The organism is Campylobacter sp. RM6914 (genome assembly GCF_004803835.1).
GTDB lineage: Bacteria > Campylobacterota > Campylobacteria > Campylobacterales > Campylobacteraceae > Campylobacter_A > Campylobacter_A californiensis.
The window spans coordinates 1,387,081-1,404,394 of record NZ_CP012545.1 but is presented as its reverse complement, the minus strand read 5'-3'; the positions used below and the strand labels follow the sequence as shown (position 1 = coordinate 1,404,394).

Sequence of the window (17,314 nt, the reverse complement as noted above, 5' to 3'; positions counted from 1 at the left end):
TGTCTGGTAAGATAAGAGAAGATATAAGAACATCTTCACAAGACGTGTTTGAAACGGCTGAAATTTTAAAAGGTGTTGCATTAAAATTAGCTGATGCTAGAAATGACATCCAAGATATCTCTAGAGATATACAGCAAACTTCAGAAAATGAGCTTGAACTATCTAATCACATGAAAGTTCTGACCTCAAATGCCACTCAGATAAAAGACGTGTTAAATGTTATCTCAGATATCGCGGATCAGACAAATTTACTTGCCTTAAACGCTGCTATCGAGGCGGCTCGTGCTGGTGAGCAGGGAAGAGGATTTGCCGTTGTTGCAGACGAAGTTAGAAAGCTTGCCGAAAGAACACAAAGTAGTTTATCGGAGATAAATATAACGGTTGGTTCTATAGTCGAGTCTGTTGCTCAGGCTAGCTTAAGAATGGAAGAGAACGTCAAAAAGACACAAAATTTAATCCAAATAGCACATAAAACCCAAAATACTGTTGAGATCGCAAATGAAGAGATGAGAAAAGGCGAGCAGCAGTCTGAAAAAAATGCAAAAGAATTTGCTCAAAAAGGTGATAATATCGATGAGGTTTTAAGTAGGATCGAAAAGATAAATGAGATAAGCGCGATAAACATGAGAAATACAGAAGAGATCGCAGCGGCAGCCGAACATCTACAAAGTGTCGGCGAGAAATTAAATCAACTTCTTATCAAATTTAGAACCTGAATTTAAAGGCATGGAGCTTTTCCATGCCTTGTGTGTTTTAAAGATCTTTTATCCTAAGATAGCTGTTTAAAGCACCGATATAAGCTTTTGCACTTGCTTTCATTGTATCTATATCAAGTCCGTGTCCCATAACAGCATTGTGTCCTTCAAATTCTACTTTAACATCAACTTTGGCTAAAGCGTCTTTGCCTTGTGAAACCGCAGTAACCTTATAGTCTTTAAGCACCCCGTTAATGTTGCTAATCCTATCAATAACTTTAAATATCGCATCGGCAGTGCCGTTACCAAGAGCGGAGTCACTTGTTATTTGATCGTCATGCTTTATACTTATAGAGGCGCTCGCAAGTGATCCACCGCTACTTTGAAGAAGTTCAACTATCTCATATACTTGTGGAATTTTAGTTATCTCTTCAGCCACAAGAGCGCGTATATCATCATCAAAAATTTCCTTTTTCTTGTCGGCAAGTTGCTTAAATTTATCAAATGCGGTATTTAATGCATCCACATCAAGATCAAAACCAAGAGAAACTAGCTTATCCTTAAACGCGTGGCGACCGCTGTGCTTACCAAGAACAAGAGAATTTTGCTCAAGTCCTATACTTTGGGCAGATATGATCTCGTAAGTTTCTTTGTGTTTTAGCACTCCGTCTTGATGTATGCCGCTTTCGTGGGCAAAGGCATTTTTGCCGACTATGGCTTTATTTGGCTGAGGCTCTATGCCTGTTATACTTGCTATTAGGCGAGATGATGGGTAAATTTCTTTTGCGATTATGTCTGTATAAAGCGGGGCAAATATATCTTGACGTGTTTTAATTGCCATAACAATCTCTTCTAATGCCGCATTTCCCGCTCGCTCTCCTATGCCGTTTATGGTGCATTCAACTTGTCTAGCACCGGCTAATATACAAGCAAGAGAGTTTGCAGTAGCTAGGCCTAAGTCGTTGTGGTTATGGACCGAAACAATCGCACGATTATTTATAAATTCTACCATCTCAGAAACCATCTTAGATAGCTCGGTTGGCAAACGATAGCCGACAGTATCTGGTAAATTTATAGTTCCTGCACCTGCTTCAATGACTGCATCGCAAATTTCTTTCATGAAATTTATATCTGTTCTACCTGCATCTTCACAGCTAAACTCTACATCGTCACAAAAAGTTTTAGCATATTTGACAGCTTCGACGGCACGCTTTATGACTTCTTGTGGTTGCATTTTTAGCTTGTATTCCATGTGGATAGGACTTGTTGCTATAAATGTATGTATTCTTTTGTATTTTGCAGGTGCTAAGGCTTCTCCGGCTGCTTTTATATCTCGCTCAACTGCACGTGAAAGTGAGCATACTCTTATGTTTGACGCTTGCTTTGCTATTTGATTTACCGCATCGAAGTCACCTGGACTAGCCGCAGCAAACCCAGCTTCCATAACATCAACTCCTAGGCGCTCTAATTGAAGCGCGATTTGCAATTTTTCAGCAGTATTCATCGAAGCGCCGGGGCTTTGTTCACCATCTCTCAATGTTGTATCAAATATTATTATTTTATTATTATTCATTTTTTATCCTTTTTGGTATTTTATTTTATTGCTGGTACGGTTAAGTTAGTGAAAAAGAAGTTTTGCTACCTAAGTAGCAGCAGTAGAGAGTTTTTGATTTCGATTTTTGGCAAGAATTTTAATGACTTTATTACGCCTACGCTCATTCACTCTCCTTTTTTAAATTTTTTAAGAACATAAAAGTTGTCCTGATTATACCATAAAAAATGTAAATGCTCATTACAATGGTTGCGCTCTCAAGAGGATAAAGATATAACATGGAAAAAGCTATGACAAGAACGACTAAAATTCTCATAACATGCGCTTGTCTAAAATTTACCTTTTTGAAACTAGGATATCTTATGTTGCTTACCATCAATACAGCTAAAACACACTGCATTATAAGATATATCCACTCAAAGCCGATAAGGTTATAATTGATATATACGCCAACATATAGCGCGCTTACTATAGCTGCAGTAGGTATTGGAAGACCTATAAATACATTTGGTTCATATGTGCCGGTTGTTACATTAAACCTAGCAAGGCGGATGGCTCCAAAGACAACAAACATGGCACTTACAAGAGTTCCAAAGCGTCCAAAATGCTGACCGATAGATAGATAAAAAAGTATCGCCGGAGCTACACCAAAGGCTACTAAGTCGGCAAGACTATCAAATTCTACACCAAATTTACTAGTTGTTTTGGTAAGGCGAGCCACTCTGCCATCAAGTCCATCAAGTATTAAAGATAAAATAATCCATAAAATCGCCTTTTCATAATCACCTTTTATACTTGCGATAACACTTACTATACCTAAAAATGCGCTAGAAGCGGTAAATAAATTTGGTAAAATATACATTAATTGAGGTTTTTGACTATGCATTCATGCTCCTTGTTTCAAGGTAACCAAGTGTGCTTTGGCTACGCACCCTCTCACCTATACTTACGCAAATTTTTATATCTTTTGGTAAAAATAAAACAACCTTACCGCTACCTAAAAAACCTAAAATATCGCCAGGAGATACTTCTGGTTTATCTTCAAGTTCAAGTGATCTTGAAAGAGCTCCGGCGATAACTCGCATATAAATTTTAAAACCTTTATCTTCAAAAATATAAAGAGCTCTTTGGTTTAATGCATTTGATTGTTTCATTTTTGTACATAAAAAAAGACCATGACGTTTTTTTAATACAACTGTTTTTGCCAAGCAAACTGCATATAAGACGCCCACACCAAAGATAGACTTATCTATCTCCACCTTAGTGCAACTTTGTCCTTCAAATTCAGCTACACCTATATGTGAAATTTTGCCATCTATCGGCACTAAAATTTGGGACTTATCAGTGCATTTAACACTTTCTCTTTGTCTAAAAAATGCTACACAAGCTATAAAAACCGTCACAAAAAAACACTCAAACATATCAATCGCTAAAAACACAAACATTAAAAACGCAAAGATTATTATGTATTTGTATCCGTATTTTGATATATATTGCATTTCTTAGACCTCTTTTGTATCCTAGTTTTTATCTTGCGACTCGTCATTTATATGAATTTCTTCTTTGATTTCATCTTCAACAAGTCTAGTCTCAAGTCCGTTTTCTTCTTCGAAATTTTTAATTATCTCTCTAACTTTTTCGCCCTCGATGGTTTCACTTTCGTAAAGTGCACTTACCATGTTTTCGATCGCACCGCTATATGTGCGAAGCGTATCTAAAACGGCATTGTATCGCTCATTTAGCATGTTTTTAACAGTATCATCTACTAGCTGTGCGGTTTTATCGCTATAATCTTTTATAGTTTGTCCGCCTAGGAAGTTATTGCGTTGTTTTTCAAGCACCATAAGACCTGCTACTTCGCTCATGCCATACATGCTTATCATTGACTTAAATATATCGGTCGCACGCTCGAGATCATTGCTAGCACCTGTTGAAATTTCTTTTATAAAGACCTCTTCGGCCGCCCTTCCACCTAAAAGTACATCAACCTCTGCTATAAGCTCATGTTTTTGCATGAGGAATTTATTTTCTTCCGGTCTATTTAGTGTATAGCCAAGTGCCGCTAGTCCGCGAGGCACTACTGAAACTTTTGTAACTCTTTTTGCGCCTTTTGTAACCTCGGCGATAAGCGCATGTCCGCATTCATGATAAGTTACGATACGTTTTTCTTTTGCATTTACCCTGCGTGATTTTTTCTCAAGTCCCGCTATGGAGCGCTCAACAGCTTCTATTAGGTCTGATTGCTCGACTTCGGTTTTTGAGTTTCTACCAGCCAAAAGAGCGGCTTCATTAATTATATTTTGCAAATCTGCGCCGGCTAAGCCCGTGGTTAGGCGACCTATCTCTTCAAGATTGACATTTTTTGCTATCTTAACATCTTTCATATGAACTTTTAAGATGTCAATCCTGCCTTTAAAGTCCGGTTTGTCAACAAGAACTTGTCTATCGAAACGACCCGGGCGCAAAAGTGCTGCGTCAAGTACTTCAGGTCTGTTTGTTGCGGCTATAACGATAACAGGAAGCTTATCTGCATCAAAGCCGTCCATTTCTGAAAGTAGTTGGTTTAAAGTCTGTTCACGCTCGTCGTTTCCGCCCATAGGTCCTGAATTTCTACTTTTACCGATAGCATCTATCTCATCTATAAAAACTATCGCAGGACTTTCTTTTTTAGCACTTTCAAAAAGATCTCTAACTCTACTTGCGCCAACGCCGACAAACATCTCTATAAAGCTTGACGCCGATATTGAGAAGAATGGTACGTCAGCTTCTCCTGCAACTGCACGAGCAAGTAAAGTCTTACCTGTACCAGGAGGTCCTACAAGTAAAATTCCTTTTGGAATTTTTGCTCCTAGACGTAGGTATTTGTCAGGATTTTTAAGATAATCAACAATCTCAACAACCTCGTCTTTTGCCTCTTCAACGCCTGCTACATCGTCAAATTTGACATTAGGTTTTTCTGAATTTATAAGTTTTTTTGCGCTTCCTATGCCTAAAATTCCACCACCCATATTTTTTTGCATACGGCTTGCAAGAAACATCCAGATGCCAAAAAATATAAAGACAGGTAAAACCCATGAAAACAGCAATTCACCAAACCAATTTGTCTCACTATATGCCTTGTACTCAACTCCTGTCGCATCAAGAAGTGGTATGAAGGTTGGATCTGAGTGAATACGTTTAGTCACATAAATGTTTTGGTTTAATCCAAGTGCACGTATCGCGGTTTCTGAAATTTCAACTCTTGAAATTTGTTTACTTGAAACTAGCTCTTTAAGCTCCGAATACGAAATATTTTTTGTTGCATTCATGGAGCCTTCGCCAAGTGTTCCCATGCTATCGCCGGTTAATCCTCTAAAAGCAAGGACGATGACGATGGCAAAAATAGCAAATATAAATATTGGATTTTTATTAAAAAATCCGCCGTTGTTATTATTTTGATTTTTATTTTGGTTGTTTTGACTCATTATTTCCCTTAAATTTTACTTTTGAAAGACGAAGCTAACCCAGTCATTGAGTTGTTTTTTCTCAATAAGCTTAAGGTCGGCAAAATTCTGTAGTATCCTATCTTCGTATTTTTGTAAGATACCTGAAAGTATTAAGTATGCATTATTTTCTAAAATATTTTTTAAATCATTTTTTAGCATAAAAATAACATCTGCAATAATGTTTGCCACAACGATGTTGTATTTTGTATTTAAATTTGATATAGATCCGGTCCAAATTTTATTTATGTCGGCGTTGTTTAGTTTGGCATTTTGTAGAGTGCTTTGCACTGCAAGTTCATCTGTGTCGCAAGCATCGACAACACAGCCTATTTTAGTTAGTGCGATACTTAAAATCCCGCTCCCACATCCTACGTCCATCGCTTTCATTTCGTCTTTTGCGTATTTTTGTAAAAACATTATGCAAGAGCTGGTGCTTTCATGGTGTCCTGAACCAAAGGCTAGGGCAGGGTCTATTATGATATTTTTTGCGTTTTCTTTTGCTTCTTCCCAACTCGGACGTATATAAAATTCACCCAATAAAACGGGTTTTACCCCACTTTTGTATTCGTTTATCCAGTCTTTATTTTCTTTTAAATTTAATGAAATTTGTAGGTCGTTTTTGATATTTAGTGTATCGCAAAGTTTTGAGACATATTGTTCTATGCCCCATTGTATCTGACTTAGATCGTCTTCGTCGCGGATAATAATCTCATTTTCACGCTCTTCAACACAGGTAATCCCAAAAGAAAACACTAGCTCTAAAATTTCATCATAAAAATTAGAGCTTTTTATGCTTAATTCATAGAATTTATCTTTCATTATTCAAGAACGTCTTCGAGTTTTTCTTTTAAAACTTGTGGAGTAAAAGGCTTAACGATGTAGTTGTTTACACCAGCTTTTAGTGCAGTAATAACCTCTGCTTTACCACCTTCGGTTGTTACCATTATGATAGGCATATCTACGTATTTTGCCTCTGCACGAACTTTTTTTACAAGCTCAAGACCGTTCATTTCAGGCATGTTCCAGTCGGTAATTAACACATTTATGTCGCTGTGCTGTCCCATAATACTCCATGCTTCAGCGCCGTGTTCAGCCTCCAAAATATCGTTATGTCCTAGTCTTTGAAGGGTGTTTTTTATAATTCTTCTCATAGTCGAGCTGTCGTCTACAACTAATATTTTCACACAATGTCCTTTTATAGAAAATGCTTTATTGTAACAAATTTTATATTGATTAAAGCTTTAAATTTTATAAAACTTTTAAAAATGCCTCTTTTAGGTCGATTTTGCCTTCGTAAAATGCCTTGCCTACGATAACTCCACTGATAAGCGAAGTTTTTTTAAGCTCTAGAATATCATCCATTGAGCTTACGCCTCCGCTGGCTATCGTTTCTATGCCGCTTGCATGTGCGATTTTAAGTGTGAAATCAACATTTACGCCACTAAGCATGCCGTCTTTGTTGATATCGGTGCAAATTATCGCTTTTACTCCGGCGTTTGCGAATTCTTTTGCAAGGTCGGTTGCTTTTACGCTTGATACATCCGCCCATCCTTCAATCGCCACATAGCCGTCCTTGGCATCTATGCCTACAACAACCGGGTAAAATTTTGCCATTTTACGCACAAAGTCAGGATCTTTAAGCGCTATGGAGCCTAAGATAACTCTACTTACTCCAAGATCTAGGTATTTTTTTATACGTTCTTCGTCGCGTATGCCACCGCCTACTTGGACATTTAAATTTGTAGCTTGTACTATGCTTTCTATCGTTTTAAAATTTATCGTTTCGCCGGCAAATGCGCCATCAAGATCAACCACATGAAGCCATTTTGCCCCCATGTCTTGAAACTGTTTTGCAAGATCTTGTGGGTTATCGGAGTAAATTTTTGCACTTTGCATAAGTCCTTTGCTAAGTCTAACCGCCTTACCCTCTTTTAGGTCTATCGCAGGAAAAATTTGCATTAAAGCTCCTTGAAATTTTCTAAAATTTTAAGCCCTACATTGTGACTTTTTTCTGGATGTGGTTGAAAGCCGTATATGTTATCTTTGGCTACGGCAGAGACAAATTTGTATCCGTATTCACTCTCTCCTAGCACCGCATCATCTTGGCAAATAGCATGAAAACTATGGACAAAATAAAGATACTCAAGCTCTTTTAGCCCTTGATTTATCGGTGTTTTTTTGGTGAAATTTATGGTATTCCAGCCAACATGAGGTATTTTTAAAGGGCTTGAAAATTTAGCTTTATCAAATTTGACAACCTTGCCTTTTATAAGCCCAAGTCCGTTAGTAACACCAAATTCGTCGCTTTGTTCAAATAAAAGTTGCATGCCTAGACAAATTCCTAAAAAAGGTTTGCCGGTAAGTATAAATTCATGTATTGCCGTATGCATATTTGCATCTTTTAGCCTATCCATAGCCTCGGCAAATGCCCCAACTCCTGGCAAAACAACCTTATCGTAGTTTTTAAGCTCGTTTGCTTGGCTTACTAGCTTGCAGCTTGCTCCGACCTTGGCAAATGCATTTATAACGCTTTGTATGTTTCCTGCTTTGTAGTCAATAATACCAATCATTGCGATCTTTGCCTTTTTACGCTTAGTAGATATATGCTTAAAGCGATCATTAATAGCGCAACACCGCCTATTAGGTATATGGCGTTGATGATACTTTCTGGTGATGTGATAGCAAATTTAAACACAAGCATCAATGCTTCGATCGCGAGTGCAATTATAATTGAGCCGATAAATCTAACCATCGTTTTATACAAAAGCGTATCTTCCGAGTGGCTTTTACCAATGACTTCTTCTTCAAATATCGTCTTAACAAGGTCAAATATAGCAAGGGCAAGAGTTAGGATGATGGTTGACTCAAATATCTCGCTAACATCGATGTGTTCGATACTTTTTGATACAAAACTTTTAACCGCATAGCCAAATAAAAACGCGCATATCATAAAAAGCGCTGCACAAAAAAGCGTATAAATACACTTTAAAAATCTACCAAAATAATTTTCCAAAGTGCCTGTATCGGTTATTTTTAGAAGATTTTCTAATGAAATATCAACGCAGGCAATAAATTTCAACTCGTCTTTATCGTTATAAATCGGCGCACTAGCTGTCACGCAAAGCTCTCCATTTAAATTTGAAGGATATGGGTCACTTAGTGTAAATCTCTTCTCTCTAACGGCGCGGTAATAGTAGGCGTTATTGATACGACTTTTACTGGCTCCGCTTGCAGTAATGTCCAAATTTATACTGACGCTATCTTCGATCTGAGTGCCGTTTTCGTCAAGTATGTAGTAAGCATCAAAATTTGAAATCTCATGTGCTATCTCTTCAAGTCCGTTTTTTAGGCTTTCAAGAGAGACGCCTGGTAGGTGATTTGGCAAATTTCTATTAAACAAATAACAGACATAAGCGCGAGCCTTGTATCTGATATCGCTAAAACGTTGTATGTCTTTTATGACCAATTTTTATCCTTTTAAATTTAAAGCGTGGTTGAATTCTGGAACGATATTTTTAAGTGCGGCTGCCACCTTGTCTCCTTCAAGCGTAAGAAGCTCTGAAATTTGTTTATTTAAAAGCTCTAAATCATAAGGCTCTGAGTGTGTAACAAAAATGCTTTCAAATTTAGTCTGCACGTCATCCTTGTTGATAAGTAACTCTTCATATAATTTCTCACCCGTCCTAAGTCCGACAAATTCGATCCCTAAATGCTCTTTGTTTGATAAAAGAAGCATCTTTTTGGCAAGATCAACTATCTTAACAGGCTCACCCATGTCAAGCACAAATAGCTCGCCTCCTTTAGCGATAGAAGCGGCTTGAAGTACAAGCTGGCAAGCTTCTGATGTTAGCATAAAATAGCGTGTTATGTCCGGATGTGTGACGCTTAGAGGTTTGTTTGCGGCGATTTGAGCTTTAAATTTAGGTATAACCGAGCCTGATGAGCCAAGCACGTTACCAAAACGAACGCAAACTATCTCGCAAACCCCTTGCTCGTTAGAATTTAAAGCGTAAAGTTCGCAGACTCGTTTTGTTGTTCCCATGATATTTGTTGGACGCACCGCCTTATCAGACGAGATCATAACAACCTTTTTAACGCCGTGTTTTTTAGAAAAGTCTATAACATTTTTTGTGCCAACGATGTTGTTTTCTACGGCTGAACGCGGGTTTAACTCGCAAAGAGGAACATGCTTATAAGCTGCTGCATGGATTACGATTTGAGGTTTGAATTCCTCAAAAATACTTTCAAAATCCTGCTCGTTTGTGATATTGACAAGTCTGCTTACGGTTCTGCTATCGTGTGTGTCTTCGGCGATTTTATATAGATTAAATTCGCTGTGTTCTACCATGATAAGCTGTTTTACGCCGTATTTTAGGCATTGTTTACATATCTCACTACCGATACTTCCGCCAGCTCCGGTTACAAGAGCGACTTTATCTTTTAAAAAATTTGCTATTATTTCCGGGTTTAGGTCTTTTGGCTTTCTTGCCAGTAAATCCTCAATAGAGATGTCTTTTATTGGGTCTTTTTCAACTAAAGAAAAGAGTTTGACATCGCGTATACCGTATCTTGTAAGCTCGTCAAACACAACTTGTAAATCATCTTGATTAAGTGCTAGAGCGATGATCGCCGTTTTTACGTTGTATTCTTTGATGATAGCCGGGATTTCATCTTTGTCCTGCACTAAAAATCCATCGCAATAAGTTCCTATAAGATCGCTTCTTCCATCGACTACGCCAACTGCATAAAAGTCAAGATAGCCCTGCTTAAGACCGTTTAGAACATGTATAGCCTTTGTTGTTGCGCCAAAGACGATACAAGGTTCTCCTTTGTGCGGTTTGTTTGAAAAGTCAAGAAACATACGTTTTGAAATTCTTAAAGCACCGACCATAAGGCATGATATCAAAAGATCGATAGAAACGACGCTTTGCGGATAAGGCTTGAGATAGTCTTGAATGATGAAATAAATAACACTAAAAATCACGGTAGCACATATGTGCGCTAGAAAAATTTTACGCGCTTCATTTAGCCCAAAAAATCTCCAAGGAACCTTATAAATTTTAAACATCCACATAAAAGAAAGTTTAAGACCAACTAAAAAGATCATCGTGATAAATAACCCCTGATAGTAAATTTCAGGGATATTTCCGCTAAATCTTAAAAGATAAGCGATGTAGATAGAGACTATAAAGATGATCGTGTCGGCAAGCAGGAAAAATATAAGTCGTTTTAGCTTTGTTGCTTGAAACATCTATAAATTTTCCTTTATGATCTTGATGACGCGTTCTTGAATTTGTGGTTTTAGACATGAGCCGCTTGGAAGACAAATTCCCCTCTCAAATAACTCCTGGCTAGTTCCGTCTGTAAAGCTTAAAGCGCCTTTAAATACAGGTTGCATGTGCATAGGCTTCCAAAGTGGACGGCTCTCTATATTTTGTTTAGCTAGGGCTTCTATCACGCGTATATGTGCGCCTTTTTCTTTAAACACACCTGTCGTAAGCCATCTGTTGCCACGAGAATTTTCAAGCTCGGGCATAAATTCAAGCTCATTGACAAGCTCGTTTTTGTAAATTTCAAAAACGGCTCGTTTGGCTTTTACGCGCTCTTCTAAAACTTCCATCTGTGCCACGCCTACTGCGCCTAGGATATTGCTTAGACGATAATTATATCCGTAGTCTTTATGCTCGTAGTGAAGCAAAGGCTCTCGTGCTTGCGTGCTGTAAAATCTAGCCTTTTCAACTAAATTTTCATCTCCTACAAGCATACCGCCACCCGAAGTCGTTATGATCTTGTTGCCGTTAAAACTATATGCTCCAAGTATGCCAAATGTTCCAAGTGCTTTACCATTGTAAAAACCTCCAAGCGCTTCGGCTGCATCTTCTACGAGCGCGATACCTTCGTTTTGGCAGATTTCACAAATTTCATTCATCTTTGAAGCTTGACCGTAAAGGTGAGTTAGCACAAGCACTTTTGGCCTTTTGGGTAAATTTACTATGGCTTTTTTAAGAAGTTCGGGACTTAAATTCCAGCTCTCGTCACAGTCTATAAAAACAGGAGTGGCCTTTTCGTAAAGTATCGGAGATACCGACGCCATAAAGGTAAAGCTTGATGCAAGAACAATGTCACCTTGCGTTACGCCAAGCGTTCTAAGAGCTAGGTGAAGCGCTGCAGTGCCTGAGCTAAGCGCTAACGCGTCTTTTGTAGACGTGTAGGATTTTATACTATTTTCAAATTTATTTACAAATTCTCCAAGCGGAGCGATGTAATTACTTTTAAAAACTTCGTTTATATACTCTTGTTCACGTCCGCTCATATTTGGCGGAGATAAAAAAACCCTGTCCATTTCTGACCTTATAGATAAAATAGCTTTGATTTTAGCACTTATTTTTTAATCTTAAGTTATTTTGATGAAATTTGATATGTATTTTTAATTTTTATGCTTTTATTTGATGGATACCTTAATGACGATTGTTGCATGTGATTTTGATATGTTTAAATTTTGGTTATTATTTTTGCCGGCACACCGTAAGCTTTTACTTTGTTTGATATATCTCTTACTACTACACTTCCGGCTCCTATAATGCACTCTTTGCCGATAATAATACCTTGTATCACGCTAGTGCCGATACCAATATGAGTTAACTCGCCAACACTCACGTTTCCAGCCAAAGCTGCGTTTGGGCTAATATGCGCAAATTCGCCTATCATACACTCATGCTCTACTACCGCACCGCTATTTATGATAGCTCCTTCACCGATAACAGCACCCGCGTTTATCACGGCATTTGACATGACTACCACGCCACTTTTTATCACCGCACTTGGGCTTATAACCGCACTTGGATGAACCAAACTTACTACGTTAAATCCAGCTTTTTTTACGCGTGCGGTTACGGTCTTTCTTGTTTGGTTGCTGCCTATTGCGATGACGATGTCGGCTTTTGGCAAATTTGGGTGAAATTTGATCTCGTTTTTATCGTCTAAAAAGACGACTTTCTCATATCCAACAGCTTGTGCGATATCTGCGATGACTAGCCCATGTCCCGAAGCGCCATAGATGTAAATTTGGCTAGTTCTTGCCATTAAATTTCTCCGTTGTAGCCATACCCTCTTTACTTACGCCCTCTTTTTTTATCACTTTTTTTATGGTTAAAAGTGCAATCTGCACGTCCATTTTAAGGCTTAAATTCTGGGCGTAAAAGGTGTCAAATTTAAACTTCTCCTCCCAGCTTATCGCATTTCTGCCATTTACCTGCGCAAGTCCCGTGATACCTGGCCTCACATCGTGGCGTTTGGCTTGCTCGGTGCTATAAAGCGGCAAGTATTCAACCAAAAGTGGTCGAGGTCCGATGAAGCTCATGTCGCCTTTTAGCACGTTAAAAAGCTGTGGAAGCTCATCTAGGCTTAGCCCTCTTATGCGCTTGCCAAAGCTAGTTAGGCGAAACTCATCGGGCAAGAGTTCGCCGTTTTCATCCCTCTCATCGCTCATTGACTTAAATTTATAAATTTTAAAAATTTTGCCGTTAAGTCCCGGCCTATCTTGCGTAAAAATCGGATCGGTTTTGAGCTTAATTTTTATCAAAATCCATACCACGACTACAATAGGAAGTGTCAAAGCTATAAGCACCAAAGCCCCCAAAACATCTAAAAACCGCTTAAAAAACGCCCTATACATCGATAAATTTCCTATAAACTTCAATATATTTTTTAGCGATCTCTCGCTCGTCAAACTCAGCCACCGCAAGCTTTCGTCCGTTTTCGCCAAAACGCTTTGCCATACTCTCGTCATCTAGCAAAATTTCTATCTTTTTAGCCAAATCAGCAGAGTTTTTCATCTCACAAAGTAGCCCGTTAAAGCCATCTATTACAGCTTCATTACATCCAGCCACATCACTTGCCACAACGCTGCGCCCCATACTCATAGCCTCTAAAATCGTGCGCGGAAAGCCCTCGCGATAGCTTGGAAGCACAAGCATATATGAAGCTTTGAGAAGCTGCGCCACGTCATCTCTTGCGCCTAGATATTTTACGTTTCCGTCTCTTAAAAATGCCGTATCAGCCGTGCTTTTGTTACCATCAAAGCCCTCTCCGACATAGACGAATTTGCAGTCTTTGCGCTCCTTCAAAAGCTCCGCCGCTTCGTAAAATTCTCTCACGCCCTTATGCCACATCGCACGTCCTATCATCAAAACGACTTTTTTATCGCCCAAATCTGCATTTTGGATCAAATTTGGATCAAATTTACGCGTATCCACGCCCACGCTTTTGATTTTGATGATTTTTTCCGCACTAATTATGCCTTGATCTAAAAAATATTTGGGATCGGCCTCATTTACAAATATACACGCATCGCTTAAATTTAAGGCGCGCTTGTATAAAGTCTCGATCGTTTTACGCACTATTCGCGTTTTAAAGTCGTTATCTATATAAAAGCTTCCAAGCCCCTCAACTAAATTTATCACGCGTTTTATGCTTGCTTTTTTAGCGGCAAACGTGCCAAAAACGTTTGATTTATGAGCCGAAGTTTGAAGCAGGTCTAAATTTAGATCTTGTAAAATTTCACTTAGTTTGTTTGAGTTTGAAACGACGGTGAGCGGATTTATACTAGCCCTGTCAAGCTCATAAGTAACGCACTTAAACTCCGCTTCAAGCCTTTTTACATATTCGCCCTTTGGACAGATAGCAAAGACCTCGTGTCCCAAATCTTGCAAAGCACGCATTATTGGGCTTCTAAAATAGTAAATGCTCATATCGGCATGCGAAAGAAAACCTATCCTAGCCACGAGATAAAACCTTATTAAAAATCATTTCTTCAACCTATAAATTTTAGTTGCACTATCTAATATAACCGGCTCAAAAAGCTCTTCGTCATATCTTTCAAGTGCAAAAAGCTGGATAAAAACAGAGTTAAACATACTCTCGTCAATTACCAAAAAACGTCCGTAGTCACGCATGAAAATGATATAAATTTTTGCATTCGTATCAAAGTTGTATTCAGTTACTTCAAGCTTGCCGTTTTCGTTATATTTTGTTTCTAAAAAGCTATTTACTTGGATCTTGTTGTTGCCGGCTACTATATTTCTCATGTCGCTTGTGATTGTTATACCGTTTGCAAGTGCTATTTTATCGCTGTCTTGCCTAAAGTATTTTGTCGTAAAAAATACAGGATCGTTCCATTTTTGTCCTGTTTTTAGATCAAGTCTTGAAAACTGCAAGATCGTTGGGAAGATATTTAGCATGCGCTCCGGTAGATAGTAGTAAATTTCACGCGTTTTTTTTGGTAGTTTAAAGCTTTTATCGTTAAGTGAATTTAAAAATAAATTCACATCTTGGCTTTCATATTCTTTTAAAATTTGGTTTAAATTTGCGCCAAATTTTTCGTTGAAATTTCGCTCTGTATATTCAACTTCAAGACGAGCCATATTGACTGAGCTTGTCTGGTTTTCGCCAAGTGCAAAACTAACTGCAAAGTTATCTCTTCCAAGGTGTTTTCCGCCATCTATCAAGGTCTTAACATCACTGTAATACCTTATAGGATAACCATAATCCCACCAAGTCAAAACATAATCCTCACGCCCTGAGATACGTTTTAACTCATCAAGCACTCGAACCTCTTTTGCATCAAAAACGGGCGAAATTTTATAGTTATAAATGTGAGTTGCTACAGGATAAAGCGATAAAACGGCTATAAAAATATAGACGGTTTTAAATAAAATTCCTGAAAATTTAAGCTTTTCAAGAACAAAAACTATGACATATCCAAAACCTATAGCCATGACAGGTACTGCATAAATCGTAAACCTAAGTCCGCCTTTAAGCGCTAAAAATCCCAGCAAAAGCATACCCAAAGCAACTATAAATGAACGCTTTTTTATACAAAGTAAAAGTGTGCCAAAAAGTGAAACCGCAAATGTCAAAACATGACCGCTTATGCGCTCGCAAAATAGCACTAGATCGACGATGCCTGACTCTTGTATGGTTTGGTTTACGTTAAAATAATGAAAGCTTAAATTCGAAAGTTCGCTAACGTTTCTAAACACATAAAACTTTAGCTGAAAGATTATTGGATTAAGACCTCCGTTTATCGCAAAAAAGGCAAATGCTCCAACTAAAATGGCGATCGAAATTTTAAGAGTTAAAAGGCTTTTTTTAAATAAAATCACAAGATAGATCGCCAAAATCAAAGCAAATTTTGCGTATTGGTCAAAATTTGATATCGCCAGTAGCATGAATGCGATAAGTATGTAGTTTAGAGCGTTTTTTCTATCAAATACAAGCGTGTAAAAAGCTAGTAAAATAGTAGTCGCTGCTATGAGTGAAAAGGCGCTTAAATACCACCACATATAGGCTAGGATGGTAATGGGGGCGATGATGAGGCTTTTTGCGTCTTTACTCTCAAGCACCCTTATAACACCCCATATCAAAAACACTCCAAACACGATAATAAGCATATCGGTATCATAATACCCAGCCATCGTGCGGTTATAGTAGCTGTTTGCCACAGAGCCTAAAAGTGCCGCGATAAAGCCAGCTTTTAGCGCGTTGTATTCGCGTGCGATTAATATGATAGGGATGACAACTAGCGAGCTTAAGATAACGCTTAGATAGATCATGACGCTTTCTATGTTAAGGTCAAAAAGTTTGACAATCCAAAATGTAAGTGTCGAAAGCGACGAGCCAAAGTAGCTTAGGTCATTTGGTTGATGAAAACCAGCAAGCATATCTCTGGTGCCCTCGGCAAACGCATAGCCATCGTTTGTGCTTATCATCAGTTCGTTGTTGTGGAAAAATCCAACAAAACTACTTGCCCAAAATACCCAGTAAAGTCTTGCTATAACGCTAAGGCAAAAAGCAAGAAAAATTAATAAAAATAGCTGCTTGGAAAGATGGAAATTTTTAATAAAGTCTAAAATTTTATTCATATTCTCTCTTTTGAAATAAAGACTTTATTATAATGAAAATTTATACAAATTTAGCTTTATGAGTGAAATTTACTTAACAAATGCTTCACGTTTTAAATTTATAATACACTTATAATTTTTCAAAGGAGATAAAATGAAAAAGTTAGTTTTAGCGGCAATGTTGGTCGCAGGTAGTGTATTTGCAGCACCGTTTGAGAAAAACACAAACGACGAGTTATATGCGATGATAGCCACAAGCGATGCAAAAACGCTTGGCGAGATATCTTTTGAAATTCACAAAAGAGTGGGCAAACTTCATCGTGAGGCGATGGACATAAGAGGCGGTTTTCATGACAAGATGTATGAAAAGATGTCAAAAATGAAACCTGAAGATAGAGATAAATTTATGAGGGACTTTAGAGACTCTTTTGGCAATAAAATTGACGCCTTAAGCGTCAAAGAAGCAAGAGGCATGGGGCTTTACGGTATGGGAATGGGCCGAGGTAATTGCGACATGAGAATGGGCGGCAGATGGAAAGACGGCGGTATGAGAATGAGTGGATGTTGTGATGGTTTTGCTAGAGGCATGGGTAGATTAAGAGGTGAAATTCTTGAGCCAAAATAGGCAAAACTTATAAATTCGGCTTCGTAAAGAGGCCGAATTTAACTCTTGTTAAAATG

General features: G+C 38.1%; 16 protein-coding genes and 1 pseudogene. 2 read left to right on the top strand and 15 right to left on the bottom strand.

Translation table 11 applies throughout. The features are described from left to right. Positions 1 to 209 precede the first annotated feature (209 nt). Positions 210 to 716, top strand: a pseudogene (locus CCAL_RS09570) (methyl-accepting chemotaxis protein); the annotation flags it as partial. A gap of 37 nt (positions 717 to 753) precedes the next feature. Here CCAL_RS09570 and CCAL_RS07330 read toward each other — a convergent pair. The 15 genes from CCAL_RS07330 to CCAL_RS07260 all read right to left on the bottom strand — a co-directional run bounded on the left by CCAL_RS07330 (position 754) and on the right by CCAL_RS07260 (position 16,654). Then, complete coding sequence (locus tag CCAL_RS07330) at positions 754 to 2,268, bottom strand: 2-isopropylmalate synthase (RefSeq protein ID WP_170016938.1); 1,515 nt, start codon at positions 2,266 to 2,268, stop codon at positions 754 to 756. A 142-nt stretch (positions 2,269 to 2,410) separates the two neighbouring features. Further along, a complete protein-coding gene (pssA, locus tag CCAL_RS07325) occupies positions 2,411 to 3,133 on the bottom strand; it encodes a CDP-diacylglycerol--serine O-phosphatidyltransferase (protein ID WP_169938392.1) in 723 nt (240 codons plus the stop codon). After that, positions 3,126 to 3,746 (bottom strand): phosphatidylserine decarboxylase, encoded by a 621-nt coding sequence (locus CCAL_RS07320; RefSeq protein ID WP_172285130.1) that lies wholly within the window; start codon positions 3,744 to 3,746, stop codon positions 3,126 to 3,128. Before CCAL_RS07320 ends, pssA begins: the two co-directional genes overlap by 8 nt. Before the next feature lie 21 nt (positions 3,747 to 3,767). Then, positions 3,768 to 5,711, bottom strand: a complete 1,944-nt coding sequence (ftsH, locus tag CCAL_RS07315) for an ATP-dependent zinc metalloprotease FtsH (RefSeq protein ID WP_172285129.1) — start codon at positions 5,709 to 5,711, stop codon at positions 3,768 to 3,770. 15 nt (positions 5,712 to 5,726) lie between these two features. Next, positions 5,727 to 6,551, bottom strand: a complete 825-nt coding sequence (locus CCAL_RS07310) for a 50S ribosomal protein L11 methyltransferase (protein ID WP_172285128.1) — start codon at positions 6,549 to 6,551, stop codon at positions 5,727 to 5,729. Beyond that, positions 6,551 to 6,916, bottom strand: a complete 366-nt coding sequence (locus CCAL_RS07305; protein WP_169938400.1) for a chemotaxis response regulator CheY — start codon at positions 6,914 to 6,916, stop codon at positions 6,551 to 6,553. The genes CCAL_RS07310 and CCAL_RS07305 overlap by 1 nt, the downstream gene beginning before the upstream one ends. 64 nt (positions 6,917 to 6,980) lie before the next feature. Next, on the bottom strand, positions 6,981 to 7,691 hold the full coding sequence (hisA, locus tag CCAL_RS07300) for a 1-(5-phosphoribosyl)-5-[(5-phosphoribosylamino)methylideneamino]imidazole-4-carboxamide isomerase (protein ID WP_172285127.1): 711 nt from the start codon (positions 7,689 to 7,691) through the stop codon (positions 6,981 to 6,983). Then, the gene (gene hisH, locus CCAL_RS07295) at positions 7,691 to 8,302 is read right to left on the bottom strand and encodes an imidazole glycerol phosphate synthase subunit HisH (protein ID WP_169938404.1); all 612 of its coding nucleotides are present in this window, start codon (positions 8,300 to 8,302) and stop codon (positions 7,691 to 7,693) included. Before hisH ends, hisA begins: the two co-directional genes overlap by 1 nt. Next, the gene (locus tag CCAL_RS07290; RefSeq protein WP_172285126.1) at positions 8,299 to 9,198 is read right to left on the bottom strand and encodes a PDC sensor domain-containing protein; all 900 of its coding nucleotides are present in this window, start codon (positions 9,196 to 9,198) and stop codon (positions 8,299 to 8,301) included. Before CCAL_RS07290 ends, hisH begins: the two co-directional genes overlap by 4 nt. Before the next feature lie 3 nt (positions 9,199 to 9,201). After that, positions 9,202 to 10,983, bottom strand: coding sequence for a UDP-N-acetylglucosamine 4,6-dehydratase (configuration-retaining) (gene pglF / locus CCAL_RS07285; RefSeq protein ID WP_172285125.1), 1,782 nt, complete (start codon positions 10,981 to 10,983; stop codon positions 9,202 to 9,204). Beyond that, positions 10,984 to 12,075: a UDP-N-acetylbacillosamine transaminase gene (pglE, locus tag CCAL_RS07280; protein ID WP_172285124.1), complete on the bottom strand. Its 1,092-nt coding sequence runs from the start codon at positions 12,073 to 12,075 to the stop codon at positions 10,984 to 10,986. It abuts the gene before it with no gap. 149 nt (positions 12,076 to 12,224) lie between these two features. Then, complete coding sequence (locus CCAL_RS07275) at positions 12,225 to 12,815, bottom strand: acetyltransferase (RefSeq protein ID WP_169938412.1); 591 nt, start codon at positions 12,813 to 12,815, stop codon at positions 12,225 to 12,227. Next, positions 12,802 to 13,407 (bottom strand): sugar transferase, encoded by a 606-nt coding sequence (locus tag CCAL_RS07270; protein ID WP_170016949.1) that lies wholly within the window; start codon positions 13,405 to 13,407, stop codon positions 12,802 to 12,804. The genes CCAL_RS07275 and CCAL_RS07270 overlap by 14 nt, the downstream gene beginning before the upstream one ends. After that, entirely contained in the window at positions 13,400 to 14,515 is a 1,116-nt protein-coding gene (locus CCAL_RS07265; protein WP_172285123.1) for a glycosyltransferase family 4 protein, read from the bottom strand. Before CCAL_RS07265 ends, CCAL_RS07270 begins: the two co-directional genes overlap by 8 nt. Before the next feature lie 21 nt (positions 14,516 to 14,536). Beyond that, entirely contained in the window at positions 14,537 to 16,654 is a 2,118-nt protein-coding gene (locus CCAL_RS07260; RefSeq protein ID WP_170016953.1) for an STT3 domain-containing protein, read from the bottom strand. 133 nt (positions 16,655 to 16,787) lie between these two features. Here CCAL_RS07260 and CCAL_RS07255 point away from each other — a divergent pair, with 133 nt between their 5' ends. Beyond that, positions 16,788 to 17,258, top strand: a complete 471-nt coding sequence (locus CCAL_RS07255; RefSeq protein WP_169938418.1) for a DUF1104 domain-containing protein — start codon at positions 16,788 to 16,790, stop codon at positions 17,256 to 17,258. Positions 17,259 to 17,314 lie beyond the last annotated feature (56 nt).